The sequence below is a fragment of the Paraburkholderia caledonica NBRC 102488 genome (assembly GCF_000685095.1).
GTDB classification, from domain to species: Bacteria; Pseudomonadota; Gammaproteobacteria; order Burkholderiales; family Burkholderiaceae; genus Paraburkholderia; species Paraburkholderia caledonica.
Genome location: NZ_BAYE01000007.1, coordinates 156726 through 175561 on the forward strand (window position 1 = coordinate 156726; position 18836 = coordinate 175561).

The 18836-nt window shown below is 62.5% G+C and carries 17 protein-coding genes and 2 pseudogenes; 9 read left to right on the forward strand and 10 right to left on the reverse strand.

The genetic code is table 11. From position 1 onward, the window contains the following. Positions 1-34 precede the first annotated feature (34 nt). Complete coding sequence (locus BCA01S_RS16660; protein ID WP_027777875.1) at positions 35-514, reverse strand: NUDIX hydrolase; 480 nt, start codon at positions 512-514, stop codon at positions 35-37. A 293-nt stretch (positions 515-807) separates the two neighbouring features. On the opposite strand from BCA01S_RS16660, the gene BCA01S_RS16665 reads away from it, so the two are divergent. The 3 genes from BCA01S_RS16665 to BCA01S_RS16675 are packed head-to-tail and all read left to right on the forward strand — an operon-like array spanning position 808 to position 3760. Then, positions 808-1950, forward strand: coding sequence for a Re/Si-specific NAD(P)(+) transhydrogenase subunit alpha (locus BCA01S_RS16665; protein WP_027777876.1), 1143 nt, complete (start codon positions 808-810; stop codon positions 1948-1950). Between the two features lie 26 nt (positions 1951-1976). Beyond that, the gene (locus tag BCA01S_RS16670) at positions 1977-2306 is read left to right on the forward strand and encodes an NAD(P) transhydrogenase subunit alpha part 2 (protein WP_027777877.1); all 330 of its coding nucleotides are present in this window, start codon (positions 1977-1979) and stop codon (positions 2304-2306) included. Then, entirely contained in the window at positions 2306-3760 is a 1455-nt protein-coding gene (locus BCA01S_RS16675; RefSeq protein WP_027777878.1) for an NAD(P)(+) transhydrogenase (Re/Si-specific) subunit beta, read from the forward strand. Before BCA01S_RS16670 ends, BCA01S_RS16675 begins: the two co-directional genes overlap by 1 nt. Before the next feature lie 109 nt (positions 3761-3869). Here BCA01S_RS16675 and BCA01S_RS16680 read toward each other — a convergent pair whose 3' ends face one another. From BCA01S_RS16680 to BCA01S_RS16690, 3 genes are all read right to left on the reverse strand, one after another. Continuing rightward, positions 3870-4610 (reverse strand): helix-turn-helix transcriptional regulator, encoded by a 741-nt coding sequence (locus tag BCA01S_RS16680; RefSeq protein ID WP_027777879.1) that lies wholly within the window; start codon positions 4608-4610, stop codon positions 3870-3872. An 82-nt stretch (positions 4611-4692) separates the two neighbouring features. Then, positions 4693-5076 (reverse strand): VOC family protein, encoded by a 384-nt coding sequence (locus BCA01S_RS16685; protein WP_020069667.1) that lies wholly within the window; start codon positions 5074-5076, stop codon positions 4693-4695. A gap of 332 nt (positions 5077-5408) precedes the next feature. Next, positions 5409-6698 carry a THUMP domain-containing class I SAM-dependent RNA methyltransferase gene (locus BCA01S_RS16690; protein ID WP_027777880.1) on the reverse strand — a complete coding sequence of 430 codons (1290 nt, stop codon included), beginning with the start codon at positions 6696-6698 and terminating at the stop codon, positions 5409-5411. A gap of 292 nt (positions 6699-6990) precedes the next feature. Between BCA01S_RS16690 and BCA01S_RS39510 the strand changes: the two are divergent. Both BCA01S_RS39510 and BCA01S_RS37140 read left to right on the forward strand, forming a co-directional pair. Continuing rightward, positions 6991-7343, forward strand: a pseudogene (locus BCA01S_RS39510) (Imm8 family immunity protein). A 175-nt stretch (positions 7344-7518) separates the two neighbouring features. Next, a pseudogene (locus BCA01S_RS37140) lies at positions 7519-7839 on the forward strand (Imm8 family immunity protein); the annotation flags it as partial. 208 nt (positions 7840-8047) lie between these two features. On the opposite strand, the gene BCA01S_RS16695 reads toward BCA01S_RS37140, so the two are convergent. The 4 genes from BCA01S_RS16695 to BCA01S_RS16710 are packed head-to-tail and all read right to left on the reverse strand — an operon-like array spanning position 8048 to position 11864. Beyond that, positions 8048-8779, reverse strand: coding sequence for a PqiC family protein (locus BCA01S_RS16695; protein ID WP_027777881.1), 732 nt, complete (start codon positions 8777-8779; stop codon positions 8048-8050). Beyond that, positions 8776-10434 carry a PqiB family protein gene (locus tag BCA01S_RS16700; RefSeq protein ID WP_027777882.1) on the reverse strand — a complete coding sequence of 553 codons (1659 nt, stop codon included), beginning with the start codon at positions 10432-10434 and terminating at the stop codon, positions 8776-8778. The genes BCA01S_RS16695 and BCA01S_RS16700 overlap by 4 nt, the downstream gene beginning before the upstream one ends. Continuing rightward, positions 10427-11077, reverse strand: coding sequence for a paraquat-inducible protein A (locus tag BCA01S_RS16705; protein ID WP_027777883.1), 651 nt, complete (start codon positions 11075-11077; stop codon positions 10427-10429). The genes BCA01S_RS16700 and BCA01S_RS16705 overlap by 8 nt, the downstream gene beginning before the upstream one ends. Before the next feature lie 7 nt (positions 11078-11084). Continuing rightward, positions 11085-11864 (reverse strand): paraquat-inducible protein A, encoded by a 780-nt coding sequence (locus BCA01S_RS16710; protein ID WP_027777884.1) that lies wholly within the window; start codon positions 11862-11864, stop codon positions 11085-11087. Between the two features lie 375 nt (positions 11865-12239). Between BCA01S_RS16710 and BCA01S_RS16715 the strand changes: the two genes are divergently transcribed. The 4 genes from BCA01S_RS16715 to BCA01S_RS16735 all read left to right on the forward strand — a co-directional run bounded on the left by BCA01S_RS16715 (position 12240) and on the right by BCA01S_RS16735 (position 15602). Beyond that, on the forward strand, positions 12240-12800 hold the full coding sequence (locus BCA01S_RS16715) for a cytochrome b (RefSeq protein WP_027777885.1): 561 nt from the start codon (positions 12240-12242) through the stop codon (positions 12798-12800). 8 nt (positions 12801-12808) lie between these two features. Then, positions 12809-13372 (forward strand): YceI family protein, encoded by a 564-nt coding sequence (locus BCA01S_RS16720; protein WP_027777886.1) that lies wholly within the window; start codon positions 12809-12811, stop codon positions 13370-13372. 63 nt (positions 13373-13435) lie between these two features. Next, entirely contained in the window at positions 13436-14008 is a 573-nt protein-coding gene (locus BCA01S_RS16725; protein ID WP_027777887.1) for a YceI family protein, read from the forward strand. A 316-nt stretch (positions 14009-14324) separates the two neighbouring features. Next, positions 14325-15602: an MFS transporter gene (locus tag BCA01S_RS16735; RefSeq protein ID WP_027777888.1), complete on the forward strand. Its 1278-nt coding sequence runs from the start codon at positions 14325-14327 to the stop codon at positions 15600-15602. Positions 15603-15740: 138 nt separating this feature from the next. Here BCA01S_RS16735 and secF read toward each other — a convergent pair whose 3' ends face one another. Both secF and secD read right to left on the reverse strand, forming a co-directional pair. Next, positions 15741-16691, reverse strand: a complete 951-nt coding sequence (gene secF, locus BCA01S_RS16740) for a protein translocase subunit SecF (RefSeq protein ID WP_027777889.1) — start codon at positions 16689-16691, stop codon at positions 15741-15743. Positions 16692-16709: 18 nt separating this feature from the next. Further along, a complete protein-coding gene (secD, locus tag BCA01S_RS16745) occupies positions 16710-18770 on the reverse strand; it encodes a protein translocase subunit SecD (protein WP_027777890.1) in 2061 nt (686 codons plus the stop codon). Positions 18771-18836 lie beyond the last annotated feature (66 nt).

Below are 18836 nucleotides of genomic sequence, written 5' to 3' on the forward strand. Positions count from 1 at the left end.
GTGGGTCGCTGCTGCCGCGCGGTTATATCCGCGGTTACCTCTTCGGCCCGACCGAATGCGTATGCACGAAGTCGAGCGGGAAACGCCGGCCTGCCAGGTAATCGTCGATGCATTGCATGACGAGCGGCGTGCGGTGCCGTTCGGGGCAGGCGCGCAGTTCGTCGGCGCTCATCCACAACGTTCGCACAATGTCGGGATCGAGCGCGCGTGTTGCCTCGCGTTCGCCGCCGGTGCCGCAATAAGTGAAGCGCAAATACGTTACGCCTTCGCTGCCCGGCCGCTCGAAATGCGTCATGTACATGCCGACCAGCGCCTCGGGCGTGAACGGGTGCGCGGTTTCTTCGAGCGTTTCGCGGACCACTGCTTCCAGCAGCGTTTCGCCGGCTTCCAGATGACCGGCCGGCTGATTCAGGCGCAGACCGGCCGCCGTGTGTTCCTCGACCACGAGAAAGCGCCCGCCACGCTCGACGATGGCCGCGACGGTCACGTGCGGCAGCCAGGTTTCCGGTTTCATGGGTGCGCATTTTACCGTTTATAGGCACTCGCTGCCGGGAAGCGGGCGGCCGGCGCGACGGGCGGTTGGACCGCGGGCTGCGGGGTGCGCGGCTCGGACGCGACCCTGAATGGCCGCCGAACCCGAAACGCACGGCCCCCAGCGCGCGCCAGCCCACCGGCACCCCCGGATTGTCCCCGATTTCTGCCGCCCCCCATGTTTCGGGTAAAGTGAGGCGTTAGCCGTTGCACTTGCAAGCCGGCGTGCCTCGTCGGCCGATCTGTCGTCAAACAGTAAGTCGAGGAGGAAGCACGATGCACATCGGAGTGCCAGCCGAGACGCGCGCGCACGAAACCCGCGTCGCCGCGACGCCCGAAACGGTCAAGAAGTACGTGAGCCAGGGCCATCGGGTCACCATCCAGAGCGGCGCCGGAGCTGGCGCCAGCTTTCCCGACGACGCCTTCACAGCCGCCGGAGCGGAAATCGTCGACGCCGCCAGCGCGTTTGGCGCCGAGCTCGTCCTCAAAGTGCAGTCTCCAACCGAAGCCGAACTGCCGCTCCTCAAGCGCGGCGCAGTGCTGGTCGGCATGCTCGATCCGTTCAACGCAGAGAATGCGTTAAAACTGGCTGCCGCCGGCGTTACCGCTTTCGCGCTCGAAGCCGCGCCCAGAACGACCCGCGCGCAAAGCCTCGACGTGCTGTCGTCGCAGGCCAACATCGCCGGATACAAGGCAGTGCTGCTCGCGGCGACGCTGTACCCGCGCTTCATGCCGATGCTGATGACCGCGGCCGGCACCGTGAAAGCCGCGCGCGTGCTGATTCTTGGCGCGGGCGTGGCGGGGTTGCAGGCAATCGCGACGGCCAAGCGCCTCGGTGCCGTGATCGAAGCGTCCGACGTCCGTCCGGCCGTGAAAGAGCAGATCGAATCGCTTGGCGCGAAGTTTCTCGACGTGCCTTATGAAACCGACGACGAGCGCGAAGCCGCCCAAGGCGTCGGCGGCTATGCGCGGCCCATGCCGCCCTCGTGGCTGCAGCGGCAGTCGGCGCTCGTCCACGAGCGCGCGAAGCAGGCTGACGTGGTGATCTCCACCGCCTTGATTCCCGGCCGCGCGGCGCCGACGCTGATCTCAGTCGAAACCGTGCAGGCGATGAAACCCGGCTCCGTGCTGGTTGACCTTGCCGCGGGCCGCGGTGCGGACTATGAAGGGCAGCGCGGCGGCAACTGTCCGCTGACCGAAGCCGACAAGGTGGTCGTCAAGCATGGTGTGACGATTGTCGGCTACACGAATCTGGCCTCGATGGTGCCCGCCGACGCTTCGTCGCTCTACGCGCGCAATCTGCTCGACTTCCTCAAGCTGATCGTGACGAAGGAAGGCGCGCTCAACATCGACCTCGCCGACGACATCGTCGCCGCCACGCTGCTTGCCCGCGACGGCGAAGTCGCGCGCAAGGCATAAAACGAATCCACCGAGGAGAAACGGCGATGGAAGTGCTCAACCACACCGTCATCAACCTGATCATTTTTGTGCTGGCGATTTATGTCGGCTACCACGTGGTCTGGAACGTCACGCCGGCTCTGCACACGCCGCTCATGGCCGTGACGAATGCCATTTCGGCGATCGTGATTGTCGGCGCGATGCTCGCGGCCGGCCTCACGCTCGGCACGCCGGGCAAGTTCTTTGGCACGCTCGCCGTCGCGCTCGCGGCGGTCAATGTGTTCGGCGGCTTCCTCGTCACGCGGCGAATGCTGGAGATGTTCCGCAAGAAAGAGCCGAAGAAGCTGATCGCCGACAAGAGCAAGGAGAACGCGTAATGAGCCTGAACGTCGTCACGCTGCTTTATCTGATCGCGTCCGTCTGCTTCATTCAGGCGCTCAAGGGGTTGTCGAATCCGAAGACCGCGCGCATCGGCAATACGTTCGGCATGGTCGGGATGGCAATCGCGATTCTCACGACCATTGCCTTGATCGCCAAGCAGGCCACCGCGCTCGGATCGAATCTTGGCTTGGGCCTTGGGCTGCTGCTGGTCGCTTTGATCATCGGCGGCGCTATCGGCGCGTTTGTCGCCGCGCGCGTCGAGATGACCAAAATGCCGGAGCTCGTCGCGGCCATGCACTCGCTGATCGGTCTCGCGGCGGTCTGCATTGCGTATGCGGTCGTGTCGGAGCCGGCCGCGTTCGGTCTCGTCGATCCCGAGTATCCGGTGCCGGGGTTTCTGCCTTACGGCAATCGCGTCGAGCTGTTTATCGGCACGTTCGTCGGCGCGATTACTTTCAGCGGTTCGGTGATCGCGTTCGGCAAGCTCTCGGGCAAATACAAGTTTCGCCTCTTTCAAGGCGCGCCGGTGGTATATGCAGGCCAGCACCTGATCAACCTGATGCTCGCCATCGCGATGCTCGGCTTCGGCATCATTTTCTTTTTTACGCAGTCGTGGCTACCGTTCATTGTCATGACGGCGATCGCGTTCGTGCTCGGCGTGCTGATCATCATCCCGATTGGTGGCGCGGATATGCCGGTCGTCGTGTCCATGCTCAACTCGTATTCCGGCTGGGCGGCGGCGGGGATCGGCTTCTCGCTCAACAATCCGATGCTGATTATTGCGGGCTCGCTGGTTGGGTCGTCGGGTGCGATTCTGTCGTACATCATGTGCCGCGCGATGAACCGCTCGTTCTTCAATGTGATTCTGGGCGGCTTCGGCAACGAGGCGGGCGCGGCGGCAGCGGGCGGCTCGGCCGAGCAGCGTCCGGTGAAATCCGGTTCCGCCGACGATGCGTCGTTCATGCTCGGCAACGCCGAGACGGTCGTGATCGTGCCGGGCTATGGCCTTGCGGTGGCGCGCGCGCAGCATGCGTTGAAGGAGTTGACCGACAAGCTCGTCGAGAAGGGCATCGAGGTCAAGTACGCGATTCACCCGGTGGCCGGACGGATGCCTGGCCATATGAACGTGCTGCTCGCCGAAGCCGAAGTGCCGTACGACATGGTGTTCGAGATGGACGACATCAACGGCGAGTTCGGCCAGGTCGACGTGGTGCTCGTGCTCGGCGCGAACGACGTGGTGAATCCGGCCGCAAAGAACGATCCCAAGTCGCCGATTGCGGGCATGCCGATCATCGAGGCTTACAAGGCGCGTACTGTCATTGTGAACAAGCGCTCGATGGCCGCGGGTTACGCCGGCCTCGACAACGATCTCTTCTACATGGACAAGACGATGATGGTGTTCGGCGATGCCAAGAAGGTGATCGAAGATATGGTGAAGGCGGTCGACTAGACGCGTGCGGGAGTCTCGCGGATTGTTTGGCCGCTAACGCGGGACTCGATCCACACCGGAAGCCTGTATTTCAATCCGGCGGCCGCGACACTCGGCTCGCGTGGCCGCGCTAGCGCGGCTTTGCGTTGACGTGCCGCAACAGGTCCGCGAGTCGCCTGCCTTGCTGGTCCGGATAAGGTTCGCGCACTTCGAGTTCCTGAATCCGCTCCAGTCCAAAGTTGCGGAAGTCGCCGCGCAATTCACACCACGCGCCTAGCGTCCAGCGCGCGCCCCAATACGCGAGCGCGAGCGGCCACACGCGGCGCTCGGTTGCCGCGCCGTTTGCATCGGTGTACGAAAAGCTCACCACGTGCCGTGTGTCGATTGCTCGATGCAGCGTGTCAAGCTGTGCTGAGAAATCACTCCTGATATGAAACGACGGCGCGAAGACAGCAAGTCTTTCGAGCGACGCGCGCTTGTCCGCCGGCATCGCCGAGGCAATCTTGGCGAGCGCGCCGCGCGCTCCGCTTGCAAAGTCGGCGCCGCCCCACGATTCCAGCATGCGCGCGCCGGCGGCGAGTGCCGCGAGTTCGTCGGCGGTGAAGGTGAGCGGCGGCAGGCTCGCCGCGCGGCTCAGACGGTAACCAATGCCGGCCTCGCCCTCGATCGGCACGCCTGATAATTGCAGATCGCGCACATCACGATAGACCGTGCGCAGCGAGATGTTGAGCCAGTCGGCGAGTTGTTGCGCGGTGGTCAGACGCCGGCCGCGCAGCAGTTCGGCGATCTGGAACAGGCGGTCGGCGCGGCGCGTCATCGTGGGCGTCTTGTAGAAGAGGACGGGGACAGTCCCGCGATGATAGCGCCGCATGCCGCGCTCCGGTCAGCGTTCGGGCGTCGCACGTGTGGCGCTTCGTGCTGCGCTGCGTGCGCCCTGTTCGCCGCTTTGCGCCCTAGCCGTTGGTCCGCGAGTGCAGGCCGAGGCGGTTGCCTTCGGTATCGGTGAAGAACGCGATATAGCCGATGTCCTGCGGCAGCTTGACGACTGGCCCGTCGGTCTTGCCGCCGGCTTCTTCGATGCGGGCGAGGGCGGCGTCCACGGTCGGCTGCGCGTTCAGATAGACGAGCACGCCGTCGCCGTTGGGCGTCATCGACGGACTGTGGACGATCGCGCCGCCCGTGGCCGGTTCTTCGTAGCCGAACACGGCAATCGGCTGCCCGCCTATTTCCTGACGATTCAGTTTGACGTCGAGCGCGGTTTCGTAGAACCGGACGGCGCGGTCGAAATCGACGGACGGGATCTCAAACCATGCAACAACTTTCGACGATGCAGACATGACACTCTCCTGTTGACCCGAGCCAGTGCTTCAGCGCTTGCTCTGGTCCCATGCAAGATGGTTCGGTGGATGGACGGCGGATAAGCCGTGTAAAGCGCCGGATGGCGTGAGGAGAAGTGTGCGGGTGTGCTGCTGACAGCGTGGTGTCAGTAGGGTGCCAGGGCGAGGAGTGGGGCGTGCGGTTTCAGCGACGCGAAAAAAACCGCGGGAGTCGGTTCCGCGGTTTCTTTGGCCTGCTTCTGCCTTTACTTGTGCTTCCGTCCGTGCTCGGGTTTATGAGGTGCGCAAGCCGCGCCTCTACGCCGGAAACGGTGCGTGGCGAGCGGCTAGCGTCAATCGGCGGGCGCGTCGTTCTGCGGCCGCTGGCGCACGCTGCCCGCGATCAGATCGAAGCGGAACAGTCGGCATTCGAGGGCGCCGTTGAAAAGCGGCGTCTTGGTCGATTCGCGCAGACGCAACTGGCCAGGCAGCTTGCGATCCGAAGTCAGGATGAACGCGTGCCAGCCGGTGAAGCGCTGCTTGAGCGCGTCGCCGAGCGACTGGAAAAATTCGCTGTCGGGCGTTTCTTCCTGAGCGCGGCGGAAGCCGTCGTCATCGCGATTATCGCGGTTGCGCGGCTCGCGCAATTCACCGCGCGCGTTGCGCCCGCGCACTTCGATCCGCTCGCCGTACGGAGGATTTGCGACGAGAATGCCCGGCTCGGAGCTCGGCGGCGTCATGCCGCGAGCGTCGACCTGTTTGAGCGGGATCGACGGCAAGCCTGCACGCTGGAAATTCGCACGCGCTTTGTCGAGCATGTCGCCGGAAATATCGCTGCCGAAGATCTGCAGATCGGCGCGCGAGGTACGAGCGGCGTGCTTGGCGTCGAGCGCGGCGGCCTTCAGTGTTTGCCAGGTTTTGCTGTCGTATTGCTTGAGCTTCTCGAAGCCGAAGCGGCGCTCCGCGCCGGGCGCGATGTTCAGCGCGACTTGCGCGGCTTCGGCCAGGAACGTGCCGCTGCCGCACATCGGGTCGTACAGCGGCGTGCCTGCATTCCAGCCCGTCAGACGCAGAATGCCCGCCGCGAGATTCTCGCGCAACGGCGCGGCGCCCTTGTCGAGGCGCCAGCCTCGTTTGAATAGCGGGTCGCCGGACGTGTCGAGGTAAAGCGTGCAGTCGGTCGCCGTGAGAAACGCGAATACGCGCACGTCGGGCGTCGCGGTGTCGATGTTCGGGCGCGCGCCGCTGACTTCGCGCAGACGATCGCAGATGGCGTCCTTTACGCGCAGCGTGGTGAATTCGAGGCTGCGCAGAGGCGACTTGATCGCGGTGACGTCGACGCGCAAAGTTTCGTTCGCCGAGAACCACTGCTCCCAACGTTGTTCGACGGCGAGCGCATAGATGTCCTGTTCGCTGCGATACGGGCGATGCGCAATTTTCAGCAGCACGCGGCTCGCGATGCGTGAATGCAGATTCGCTGCCATGCCGGCCGCCCAGCCGCCGCGAAAATGTACGCCGCCGGGGACTTGCGAGCCCGCCGAGAATGGCGCGCCGTTCAGATGTTTCGCGGCGATTTCGGCGAGTTCAGTGGCGAGCGAGGCTTCGAGGCCGCGCGGGCAGGGGAGGAAGAAATCAAAGGACATGGGGTGGGGCGAGCCGGTGGGCGGTGGGTAAGCGCGTATTGTACGCGGTAGGGTGGTGGGCGCTGTTTGCTGCTGTTTTTAACCCCGTTGGCCTTTCCTTAAATTCGTGGTGGTCTATTTGTGTTGCTGTTGTGTAGGGCGGCACTTACTTTCTTTGCGGCTAAGTCCCCAGTCTGTACAAACCACCTAAGCAAGCGAAACAGGGGCGCTTCTTCAAAGAGGTGACGCGGAGTGTCCCGAGCGGTGAATGGCAAAATAATGTTCATCTGAACATACGTCCATAGGAAAAAACATGCGTGCCGAACTCAAGTCGGTCGATTCTCCGGATGTCGACTTTGCAACATATTGGCCGGAAGACGAAAACTGTTTCTCTTTCCCGATCACCCTACGAATCGGAGCAGAGGGACATGACGCGGCCGATCTCTTCCAGATGACTGTGTGCACCCAGGCTGGCTCAGCAGGGAAAATGCCGGCAAGGCCGCGGTACTCGGTCAAAACTTGCTGATAGTGTTCCACTACAACTGGGAAATGATTCATTCGTATCTGCAGAATAGGATCAATCGTCTCACAGCAGAAAACTGGTCTACTCTTGCCGTTAAGCTCAGCCGTTTCGCAAGTTGGGAGTTCGAGAATTACCAGGCTTAGGTGACTTGTCCGAGGCCGGCAGCATAAGCCGGCCGATTGCATGGTCGACATGCGGTCACGCCAAGGCGAATGAATCTGATTGCTGATGACACTCTGGCGACATCCGACTGCGAGCGGCATTCGCAGCGAACTGCGCGGATGGCATCCGTTATAACGGTCGAATAACACGGCAGCCATGAACGCAGAAATCAGGAAGCTCTATTCTCTCGAAGTAGAAGATGATCTGATCCGCTATCAACCTGCCGAGCGGGACAATTTCGGAACGTGGATCCGTCTTTCAATAGGTGTTGTTGGTCAACCCGGCACCGACAATTTCGACCTTCTAGTGTGTACGCCGCAATGGCTTTCCGAGGAACTCAAGCGAGACGCGGGTACTCGCTGGGGCCGTCATTCGCTGATCGTGAGCGAGTATGACCTTGTGGTGATCACCGGCCAGCTTCAGCGCATCGTGCAGCATTGCGTCGGACCCGACTGGCCAAGCATCGCCGTCAAGATTGCCCGGTTCGCCCGCATGGGAGTTCGAAGACTATCAGATGTAAGATCGAGCACGAATCGTCTGTCCGAAGAAAGCGCGAGTGTTCGCGCTTTCTTATGGGTTCGAACTGTTGCGCCACCAGCGGCGGTTGTTGCTCGACGAAAAATCGGCCGGAGAGGAGAGGCCAAGCAGATAAAAAAACAAAAGCCGGCGACGCAAGCGGGAGCTGCTAGCGAGCAGCAACACCCGCATCTAGAGAAGGACAACCCGGCACAGCAACTCGCGCAGCCGCCTTCCCTCCCTGCGAAGCAGAAGAGAAAGGCCCAGCGGCAGCCATCGCCTGCAAAGCCCCCGCCACTTGCGCAGAGACCCGCTGCAAAGCCCTCCGATGTCCATCGACGAGCGAGTCGTACCCACTTCCGACCTGCTCGCTCACGACACTGCGACAAGTCATCACAGCAGTACTCCGAACAGCCCGCACGCTCCACACCGCGTCGATCAGCGCATGCGAGCCGGGCCACGATTCGAACCGCTGCACATTCATGCTGACGCGATACACCGGCGTCGTATCGGAATAAGCCGTGCCGTACACATCGATCGTATTCAACTGCTGCGTGAGACTCGTCGACAACGCCCGGCGCAATTCATCCCCGGGCAATGACGCCCAACGCTCTTCTTCCAGCACCTTCACCTGCGTCGGGCCTGTTTGCACGACCAACTGGTTCTTCGCCACCTGCGGCGGAACATCGATCGGCGCAACCTCGATCAGCCACGCCGGCGCGGCCGAAGTCCGCACGCTCGCCGCTGCAGCCGGTGCGCTCGCGCTCACGTCGCCCAAGGTATAGAACCGGCTGCTCGGCGATGAACACGCCGCCAGTGCAAACGCCGTAGCGAGCGCGCCGGCACGGACTGCGCCGCGCGCGAATCCGCGCGGCAGGCGGGGGAGTCGGGCAAACATCATGGTTTATCTCCTGCTTTACCGCGCAACAACGATTCGGGGTGGCGCTCCAGATAATCCGACAGCGCATTCAGCGACTGCAACGTCCGCGTCAATTCCTGCAACGCCTGATGCACGTCCGACTGCAACGGCGAGTCCTGCTGCAACGTCGCCTCCGCCGAGCCGAAGGTCTGCTTCGCCGCCGCCAGCGTGTCGCGGGCTTGCGGCACGACTTCCGTGTCGAGGCGCTTGAACAGCTGATCGGCATTCTTCAGCGCGCTGTTCAGGTTGTTGCCGATCTGGTCGAACGGTACCTTGTCGAGCTTCTTCGCGATGTCCGCCACCTGAAGCTGCAACTCGTCGAGCGTGTTCGGGATCGTCGGCAATTCGAGCGGATCGCTGGCTACGTCGACGGTGGCCGGCGGCGCCTTCGGGAAGATATCGAGCGCAACGTATAGCTGGCTCGTGATCAGATTGCCCGTGCGCAACTGGCCGCGCAGACCGTGTTTGACCAGCTGTTGCAACAGGTTCTGACCAGCAAGGCTGCCCGGCGCCGGAGCCGTTTCGCGGAAGCGCTTGCCGAGGCGGTCCGGGTAGATATTCATGGTCACGGGCATCGTGAAGCTGCGCGTCTTCGGATCGTAGTCGATGCCGATATTCGTCACCTGACCTAGCACGATGCCGCGGAAGTCCACCGTAGCGCCGACCGACAGCCCGCGCAGCGACTGGTTGAAGTTCATCACGACGCGTAGCGGCTCGCCGTCCGGCTCGCGCATCGCGTCGCCCTCGTCCGAACCGAGGCGGAACGTCATGTTGTTCGGCGCCTGCGCGCCCACACCCTGGCCCGGCGGCGACTGGAACGACAAACCGCCGACGATCACCGTCGCGAGCGACTGCGTATTCAGCTTGAAACCGCTCGAATCGAGCCGCAGATCGACGCCGCTCGCATGCCACCAGCGTGAATTGGTGCCGACGTACTGGTCGAACGGTGCGGACACAAACACCTGCATCGTCACGCCGGTGCCGTCCTTGTCGAGCGAGAAGCCGACCACCTGGCCGACCTGCACCCGACGGTAGAAAATCGGCGAGCCGATGTCGATCGAGCCCAGCGAATCGCCGTGCAGGATGAACTGGTGGCCCTTCTGGTCGCCGGTAACAGGCGGGGGCGTCTCGAGGCCGACAAAATTTTTCTCGCTGTCTGGCGAATGGCCGGCGTCTGCGCCGATATAGGCGCCGGAAAGCAGGGTGGTGAGCCCCGACACGCCGCTTGCGCCCACTCGCGGCCGCACGACCCAGAAGCGCGAGTCCTTGACCGCGAAGTCTTCGCCTTCCTTCGTCAACTGCACCTGCACGAGCACGTGGGAAAGATCTTTTGACAAGGTGATCGACTTCACCGCGCCGACGTCGACGTCCTTGTATTTGACCTTCGTTTTGCCGGGCTCGAGGCCTTCGGCGCTCACGAAACTGATCGTGATGGTCGGGCCTTTCTCCGTCACCGACTTGATGACGAGCGCAACGCCGATTAGCGCCGCGATCAATGGAATCACCCAGACGAGCGACGGCAGCCAGCGGCTGCGTGGCTCGATTTGAGGATCTGGGAGTTGGGGCGGCAGCTTCGGTCCGTTCGAATCGTTGCGCGGCGCATCGGAGGCGGGCGTCGGTCCTGGCGGGCTAGTCATGTTCGAGATCCTGAGGTTTTTGAGTACTGCCGTCCACGTCGTCCCAGATGAGCCGTGGATCGAATTGCATGGATGCCATCATCGTGAGGATCACCACCGAGCCGAACGCGATCGCGCCCGGTCCAGCCGTGATGACTGCAAGCGACTTGAAGCGCACAAGCGCGACGGTCAATGTGACCACGAACACGTCGAGCATCGACCAGCGGCCGATCCGTTCGACCATCCGGTAAAGCGTGGTGCGTTGCTCCGGACGCCAGCGCGAGCGGCGCTGCGCGGTAATGGTGAGGAGTGCGAGCACGCTCAGCTTAAGCATCGGCACCATGATGCTGGCGACGAACACAATTACCGCAAGCGGCCAGTCGCCGGACGTCCAGAAGTACACGACGCCGCTCATGATGGTGTCGTCCTCCGAACCCAGCAGCGACGATGTATGCATGACCGGCAACAAATTTGCCGGAATATACAGCAAGGCCGCCGCGATCAGCAGCGCCCACGTGCGCATGAGGCTGTCCGGATTGCGTGAGTGCAGGCGTGAGCCACACCGTGCGCAGTGCTGCGGCGTAATCGAGCGGATGCGCGGTTCGACGCGTCCACACGCGTGGCAGGCGACGAGGCCCGCGCGTCTTGCGGTGATGTATCTCATGCGCGGGTCACCCTCGATGCGGCGCCGGCGGCACGCCGGGGCTTGCGTCGGGGGCCTGGTCGCGGTCTACGCCGGGCTCCGCATCGACTTGCAGCGCAGGCGGAGCGGGCGGGCCTGCAACCGCGCCGACGGCGAGCGCCGCGCTATCGGCCGAACTGCGCGGCAGCGGCCGCTGGTTGCGTGCGCCGAGCTCGTCCGCGAGATCCCACAGAATGCGCGGGTCGAAGGTGACGACCACGGCGAACATCAGTGTCAGCACGCCGAACGCGAAAAGCGCCGCCTCGGGTATCACGCGTGCGAGACTGACCATCTTAACGATGGTGATCAGCACACCGAGCATGAACACTTCGATCATCCCCCACGGACGGACGAACTGGATAGCGCGCAAGACGCGGTTGAAGCCCGCAGGCACATAGCCGGAGCGCAGCGGGATCAGAACGTAGAGCAGCGCGACGAGTTCGGTGAGCGGAAAGAGAATGGTCGAGCAGAACACCATGACCGCGACGATCTGCATGTCCTCGTTCCAGAGCGCGACGAGCGCGCCGAACAGCGTGGTCTGCGAGGTAATGCCATTGGTTTCGAGTTCGACGATGGGAAATCCCTGCGCGATCAGGAATGTGATCAGCGCGGCGAGCGTCATGGCGCTGATGCCCTCCAGCTTGCGCGACACGCCGCTGTAAAGCGTCGCCCGGCAACGCGGACAGCGCGCGAGTTTGCGCCCGGCAAGCCGCGGCTTGCGGAATAGCGTATCGCACTCGTGGCACGCAATCAGGTTGTCATTTTCCATACGGCAGCGGGCCAACGATATGTGAGTAAGCGTGCAATGCCGGTCGCAGGTGTGGGCGAATAACGCAGCTCGAAAAAATTTGTGCAGCAATAGTACCAAACGCGTTGCAGGCGCGCGCGTGGGCGCTGCGCCTTGTGAATGAAAGCTCTGACAGCGTCCGTCCCCAATTGTTCAACGGCGTGGCGAGGCGCGCCCCAAGTCGCCTTTCGGTAAATTTCGCGTCGCTGCAGCCAGCATTTTCCGCTTCGGGTAGCATGGCGGCCTGGCGCGTCTCGAAGGCCGCGGCGCCTGGCCATCCGCCGATAGACTTTGCATCGGCGCGGAATAGCCGGGCCTGCCGCACCGTTAACCTCTCTTAGCAAGCGTTCACCTGTCATGGCACACAACCCTTCATTCGGTGGCCGGGAGTCGTACACGCGGACTGCCATTGCCTTTCATTGGCTGGTCGCATTGCTGATCGTCTGCGGCTTTGCGCTCGGCTGGGTGATGACCGACATCCCTGGCTTTACGCCGACCAAGCTGCGCTATTTTTCGTGGCATAAATGGATTGGCGTGACGGTATTTGCGCTGGCTATCGTGCGCATTCTCTGGCGCGCGATGCATGGCGCCCCGGCGATGCCGCGCCGCATGCCCACGTGGCAGCGCGGCGCCGCTCACCTCGTGCATCTGCTGCTCTATGTGTTGATGATCGCGATTCCCGTCTCCGGCTATCTGTACAGCTCGGCGGCGAACGTGCCGGTTGTCTATCTCGGGTTGATTCCGCTGCCGCGTCTGATCGCGCCGGACCCCCATCTGAAGGAATTGCTCAAGAACGTCCATATCGTGCTGAATTACACATTGCTGGTGCTGGTCGGGCTGCATGTAGCGGCGGCGCTCAAGCATCAGTGGCTGGACCGCGACGGCCTGCTGTCGCGCATGCTTCCCTTCCTCAAATAAGGACAACCATGAAGGTCTCGTTTTATCGCTATATGCTCGCCGCATTTGCCGCAGTTTCGCTGACCGCAACTGGCAGCGCGCTGGCCCAGGTCGATGTCGCAAAAAGTTCGGTGACGGCCACGTCGAAGCAGATGAACGTGCCGGTGGAAGGCAAGTTCGGCAAATTCAGCGCGCAGATCAAGTTCGACTCGGCCAAGCCGGCCGAGGGCAGCGCTCAACTGAACATCGACGTCGGCAGCTACGATCTCGGCGACGAGAGCTACAACGATCAGGTGCGCGGCAAGGAATGGTTCGACGCAAAGACCTATCCCAGCGCCACGTTCGTTTCCAGCGCCATTGCGCCGGCCGGCGGCAACCAGTACAAAGTGACTGGCAAGCTGACCATCAAGGGCAAATCGCAGACGGTGGTGGTGCCGGTCACCGTGACGCAGCAAGGTGCGACGCAAACATTCGACGGTTCGTTGCCGATCAAGCGCTCGCAATTCGACATCGGCACGGGCGAATGGAAAGACACGTCGGTTGTTGCCGATGACGTGGTCATCAAGTTTCATATCGTCGCCGCACATAAATAACTTGCGCTGCGCGGTTCAGTGCAGCCGTTTTTAACTGACTGGGAGCATGAATTGAAGACATCCATGTTGATCGCCGCCGGTGCATTGGCATCCTGTGTTTCGCTCAGCGCATTCGCAGCCGCCGACACTTATCAGCTCGACCCGACTCACACCTATCCGAGCTTCGAAGCGGACCACTTCGGCGGGCTGTCCGTGTGGCGCGGCAAGTTCACGAAGAGTTCCGGCACGGTCACGCTGGACCGCACCGCAAAATCGGGTACCGTCGAAGTGAACGTGGATCCCGCTTCGATCGCCACCGGAAACGGCAAGCTCGACGACCATCTGAAGTCGGCTGAATTCTTCGACGTGTCGAAGTTTCCCGCCGCGACCTACAAAGGCACCGACATCAAGTTCGACGGCGACAAGCCGTCGGAAGTGATCGGCACCTTGACGCTACACGGCGTGACGAAGCCGCTGAACCTGAAGGTCGAGTCGTTCAAGTGCATGCAGCACCCGGTGCTCAAGCGCGAAGTGTGCGGCGTGGAAGCGAGCGGTCATTTCGACCGCGCGGACTACGGTATCGACTTCGGCACAAAGTACGGCTTCAATATGGACACCAAGCTGCATATTCAGGCTGAAGGCATCAAACAACAGTAACTGCTGAGGTGCGCGCATGCGCACCGATTCACGATGACGCGATGGCGCCCGTTGCGGCGCAGCACAAATAGCGCTTCGCGTCTCGCCGAATATGACCGCTTCGTTCGCTTCCGCGACGAAGCGGTTTTTTCATGGCGCGGCCCGTGCATCGCGGCGTGCGAGCCTTATGCGGCGCGGGCGCGTAATTTGCCGCTCGCCTCGGTTTAATTTTTCGGGTACATAGAGCGCTGGCACCGCGTTGGTTGTGCGCGCATCCAATACGGCGAGATGGGGCCTGGGTCCGCATCCATAATATTCGCGCAAACTGGAGATCTGCATGAACGCAACGACAGCAGCAAGCCTTGCGGGAAGCCGGCGAAATTCGTGGCGGGCGGTGATCGCCGCATCGATCGGCAACGCGCTGGAGTGGTTCGATCTGGTCGTCTACGGCTTTTTCGCCGTGGTCATCGCCAAGCTGTTCTTTCCCGCCGGCAACGACACAGTTTCGCTGTTGCTCACGCTCGGCACGTTCGGCGTGTCGTTCTTCATGCGTCCGCTCGGTGCGATCGTGATTGGCGCCTACGCGGACCGCGCCGGGCGCAAGGCCGCGCTCACGCTGTCCATTCTGCTGATGATGGCCGGCACGCTGATCATCGCGGTTTTGCCGACTTACAGGAGTATTGGCATTGCCGCGCCCGTGATTCTCGTCATCGCGCGATTGATGCAGGGCTTTTCGGCGGGCGGTGAGTTCGGCAGCGCCACCGCCTTTCTCGCGGAGCATGTGCCGGGACGGCGCGGCTTTTTCGCAAGCTGGCAGGTCGCAAGCCAGGGCCTTACTACGCTGCTTGCCGCCGGTTTCGGCGTCGCCCTGACGGGCAATCTGACGCCGGACCAGATGGCGTCATGGGGATGGCGCGTGCCGTTCTTCTTCGGGCTCCTGATCGGACCAGTCGCCTGGTACATCCGCACGAAGCTCGATGAAACGCCGGAGTTTCTCGCTGCTGAAACGACGCGCACGCCGCTGCGCGACACGTTCACGAGTCAGAAACTGCGGCTACTGATCGCAATCGGCGCGGTGGTGCTTGGCACCGTATCCACTTACCTCGTGCTGTTCATGCCAACGTTCGGCGTGAAGCAACTGGGGCTCGCACCTTCGGTCGCGTTCTCCGCCATCGCGCTGACGGGCTTGATTCAGATGGTGTTTGCGCCGGTGGTCGGACATCTATCGGACCGGCATGGGCGCACCACGATCATGCTGATTTCAGCAGTGCTGCTTCTCGTGCTGATCTATCCGGCGTTCGTCTATCTCGTCGCGCATCCAACCTTCGGCACGCTGATCGCACTCCAGGTGGTGCTCGGCTTTCTCATGACAGGCTATTTCGCGGCGTTGCCGGGTTTGTTGTCGGAGATGTTTCCGGTGCAGACACGCACGACCGGCATGTCGCTTGCCTATAACATCGCCGTGACGGTTTTCGGCGGCTTTGGGCCGTTCATCATCGCGTGGTTGATCGGCTTTACGGGTTCGAAGGCCGCGCCCAGTTACTACCTGATTTTTGCCGCGCTTTTGAGCGTCGCGGCGCTGATTGCGGCGCGGCGTAACTTGGGCTTCCGGTAGATGTCGACGGTTTCAGTCAGCCGGCGGACCCGGCGAGACGGGCAGTAAAGCGCTGAGGACAACGGCACAAATGAAAAAGGCCGGTTCGCGATGAACCGGCCTTTTTTTGTTGCCAATGCGTTACTTACTTCAACTCGATCAAACCTGAGCGCCCGCGTTCGGATCGTTCGGATCGACGCGTTCTTTCTTGTCTTTGATCAGATCGTCGCGCTTCACGCCGAACCACATGGCAAGCGCCGCGGCAACGAACACCGACGAGTAGATACCGAACAGGATACCGACCGTCAGCGCCAGAGCGAAGTAGTGCAGTGTCGGGCCGCCGAACAGGAACATCGACAGCACCATCATCTGCGTACAGCCGTGGGTGATGACGGTTCGCGACATGGTGCTGGTGATTGCGTGGTTGATGACTTCGATCACGGTCATCTTGCGCTCGCGGCGGAACGTCTCACGAATCCGGTCGAAGATAACCACCGATTCGTTCACCGAATAGCCGAGCACCGCAAGCACGGCGGCCAGCACCGACAGCGAGAACTCCCACTGGAAAAACGCGAAAAACCCGAGAATGATCACGACGTCGTGCAAGTTCGCGATCACGCCCGCCACGGCGTACTTCCATTCGAAGCGGAACGACAGATAGATCACGATGCCCGCGACCACGCAGGCGAGCGCAAGCAAGCCGTCGGTAGCGAGTTCCTTGCCCACTTGCGGACCGACGAACTCGACGCGCTGCAACTGCGCCTGCGGCGTTTCGGTTTTCAACGCGCTCATGACCTGATCGCTTTGCTGCGCGGACGTCAAACCCTGCTTGAGCGGCAAACGGATCAGCACGTCGCGTGAGGTGCCGAAGTTCTGCACCTGCGCGTCGGCGTAGCCGAGCTTGCTCAGCGTGCCACGCACCGGATCGAGCGGCGCGGCGCCCGGATACTGGACTTCGATCACGGTACCGCCGGTGAACTCCACCGACAGATGCAGTCCCCGGTGCACGAGAAAAAACACCGCGGCGAGGAACGTCAGCAGCGAAATTGCGTTGAAGATCAACGCGCGCTGCATGAACGGAATGTCTTTACGAAAGCGGAAAAATTCCATGGTCTTGTTCTCCGGGACTCAGCGGGATGAACCCGGTTTCTGCGGCGTGTTCGGCGTGCCCTGTGCATTGCGGCGGCGTACGGTCGGCTTGCCCGCGCGCGACTGCGCGGCAGCGGCCGGCGCCTTTGGCTTCACGGCGGCGGCCGACGCGGCACGCATGGCCTGCGCCGTGTCGGTAGCTGCGTCCTCGGTGCCGAGGTAAGCAGCGGAGCCCGCAGGCGCTGTTTCTGGACGCCACACCTGGCCGATTGCCAGCGACTTCAGCTTCTTCTTGCCGCCGTACCAAAGGTTGACGATGCCGCGCGAGAAGAACACTGCCGAAAACATCGAGGTCAGAATGCCGATACAGTGAACGATCGCGAAACCGCGCACCGGGCCCGAGCCGAATGCGAGCAGCGCGATACCGGCGATCAGCGTGGTGACGTTCGAGTCGAGAATCGTCGCCCATGCATGCGCGTAGCCGTTCTGGATGGCCAGTTGCGGCGGCGCGCCGTTGCGCAGTTCTTCACGCACGCGTTCGTTAATGAGCACGTTGGCGTCGATCGCCATACCGAGCGCGAGCGCGATTGCAGCGATGCCAGGCAACGTGAGCGTGGCCTGCAGCATCGACAGCACCGCGATCAGCAGCAACAGGTTCACGGACAGGCCGATCATCGAGATCACGCCGAACAGCATGTAGTACGCGATCATGAAGACGGCGATCGCCGCGAAGCCCCACACGACCGAGTGGAAGCCCTTCTTGATGTTGTCGGCGCCAAGGCTTGGGCCGATCGTGCGTTCCTCGATGATGTCCATCGGCGCGGCCAGCGAACCGGCGCGCAGCAGCAGCGCGAGGTCGGCGGCGCCTTGCGGCGTGGCCTGGCCAGTGATCTGGAAGCGATCGCCAAGTTCCGACTGGATGGTCGCGACCGTCAGCACTTCGCCCTTGCCCTTTTCGAACAGCACCATTGCCATCGGCTTGCCGATGTTGTCGCGCGACACGCTGCGCACCGCGCGGCCGCCAGCCGAGTCGAGGCGAATGTTGACGGACGGACGCTGATGTTCGTCGAAGCCCGCCGACGCGTCGATAATGCGGTCGCCGGTGAAAATGATCTGCTTCTTGAGCAGCACCGGCGTCTGGTTGCCGTGCGTGAACAGCTCGTCGCCCGGCGGCACCGGGTCGGACGGATTCGGATGCGTGTTGACCGGATCGGCGAGGCGCGCTTCGAGCGTTGCCGTGCGGCCGATGATGTCCTTCGCCTTCGCCGTGTCCTGCACGCCCGGCAGTTCGACCACGATGCGGTCGGCGCCCTGTTGCTGGATCACCGGCTCGGCAACACCGAGTTCGTTCACGCGGTTATGCAACGTGGTGATGTTCTGCTTGAGCGCGGCGTCCTGCACGGCTCTCTGCACAGCCGGCGTGAAGGTGCCGACGAGCTGCACGGAGCCGTCAGTGCCATTCTGCGACGCCCACTGGAGCTCGCTGATACTGCGGCTCAGTTGTTTCGCTGCGTTGTCCGCCGTGGCCTGGTCGGCGAAATTGATCACCACCGTCTGGTTGACGCGGTTCACACCGCCGTCGCGAATGTTGTTGTCGCGCAGGAGCGTGCGCGCGTCCGACGCGTCGGAGTCGAGCTTCTTGTTCAGCGCGCCCGCCATGTCGACCTGCAGCAGGAAGTGCACACCGCCGCGCAAGTCGAGACCGAGGTACATGGGCAGCGCGTGCAATGCGGTCAGCCAGCGCGGCGACGCACTTTGCAAGTTGAGCGCCACGATGAACTGCGGGTCGGTGGGGTCGCTGTTCAGCGACTTCTGAAGCAGATCTTTTACGCGCAATTGCGTGTCGGTGTCCGGCAGGCGCACGCGAATGTTTGCGTTAGCCGACGTGTTGTCGAACGTGACGTCGTCTGCTTTGATCTGATTGGCTGCGAGCGCGGCTTCGACTGCCGACAGCGTGGTCGAGTCGAGCTTGACCGTTGCCTTGCCGCTCGACACCTGCACCGCCGGCGCTTCGCCGAACAGGTTGGGCAGCGTGTACACGAGGCCGATGACGAGAGCCACCAGCATCACTGCATATTTCCAGAGGGGGTAACGATTCATGAGTAGTCCAACGGAAGGTTGGCTTGAAAGCGATGCGCCCGGCGATGAGCGCGGGCGATCCGGCGT

Bases quoted from the DNA above. Each gene is read 5' to 3' on its own strand.
- BCA01S_RS16665 (WP_027777876.1), top strand. From the start codon at position 808: ATGCACATCGGAGTGCCAGCCGAGACGCGCGCGCACGAAACCCGCGTC.
- BCA01S_RS16700 (WP_027777882.1), bottom strand. From the start codon at position 10,434: ATGACTAGCCCGCCAGGACCGACGCCCGCCTCCGATGCGCCGCGCAAC.
- BCA01S_RS16725 (WP_027777887.1), top strand. From the start codon at position 13,436: ATGTTGATCGCCGCCGGTGCATTGGCATCCTGTGTTTCGCTCAGCGCA.
- BCA01S_RS16720 (WP_027777886.1), top strand. From the start codon at position 12,809: ATGAAGGTCTCGTTTTATCGCTATATGCTCGCCGCATTTGCCGCAGTT.
- secF (WP_027777889.1), bottom strand. From the start codon at position 16,691: ATGGAATTTTTCCGCTTTCGTAAAGACATTCCGTTCATGCAGCGCGCG.
- BCA01S_RS16685 (WP_020069667.1), bottom strand. From the start codon at position 5,076: ATGTCTGCATCGTCGAAAGTTGTTGCATGGTTTGAGATCCCGTCCGTC.
- BCA01S_RS16710 (WP_027777884.1), bottom strand. From the start codon at position 11,864: ATGGAAAATGACAACCTGATTGCGTGCCACGAGTGCGATACGCTATTC.
- BCA01S_RS16715 (WP_027777885.1), top strand. From the start codon at position 12,240: ATGGCACACAACCCTTCATTCGGTGGCCGGGAGTCGTACACGCGGACT.
- secD (WP_027777890.1), bottom strand. From the start codon at position 18,770: ATGAATCGTTACCCCCTCTGGAAATATGCAGTGATGCTGGTGGCTCTC.
- BCA01S_RS16670 (WP_027777877.1), top strand. From the start codon at position 1,977: ATGGAAGTGCTCAACCACACCGTCATCAACCTGATCATTTTTGTGCTG.
- BCA01S_RS16695 (WP_027777881.1), bottom strand. From the start codon at position 8,779: ATGATGTTTGCCCGACTCCCCCGCCTGCCGCGCGGATTCGCGCGCGGC.
- BCA01S_RS16735 (WP_027777888.1), top strand. From the start codon at position 14,325: ATGAACGCAACGACAGCAGCAAGCCTTGCGGGAAGCCGGCGAAATTCG.
- BCA01S_RS16690 (WP_027777880.1), bottom strand. From the start codon at position 6,698: ATGTCCTTTGATTTCTTCCTCCCCTGCCCGCGCGGCCTCGAAGCCTCG.
- BCA01S_RS16660 (WP_027777875.1), bottom strand. From the start codon at position 514: ATGAAACCGGAAACCTGGCTGCCGCACGTGACCGTCGCGGCCATCGTC.
- BCA01S_RS16705 (WP_027777883.1), bottom strand. From the start codon at position 11,077: ATGAGATACATCACCGCAAGACGCGCGGGCCTCGTCGCCTGCCACGCG.
- BCA01S_RS16680 (WP_027777879.1), bottom strand. From the start codon at position 4,610: ATGCGGCGCTATCATCGCGGGACTGTCCCCGTCCTCTTCTACAAGACG.
- BCA01S_RS16675 (WP_027777878.1), top strand. From the start codon at position 2,306: ATGAGCCTGAACGTCGTCACGCTGCTTTATCTGATCGCGTCCGTCTGC.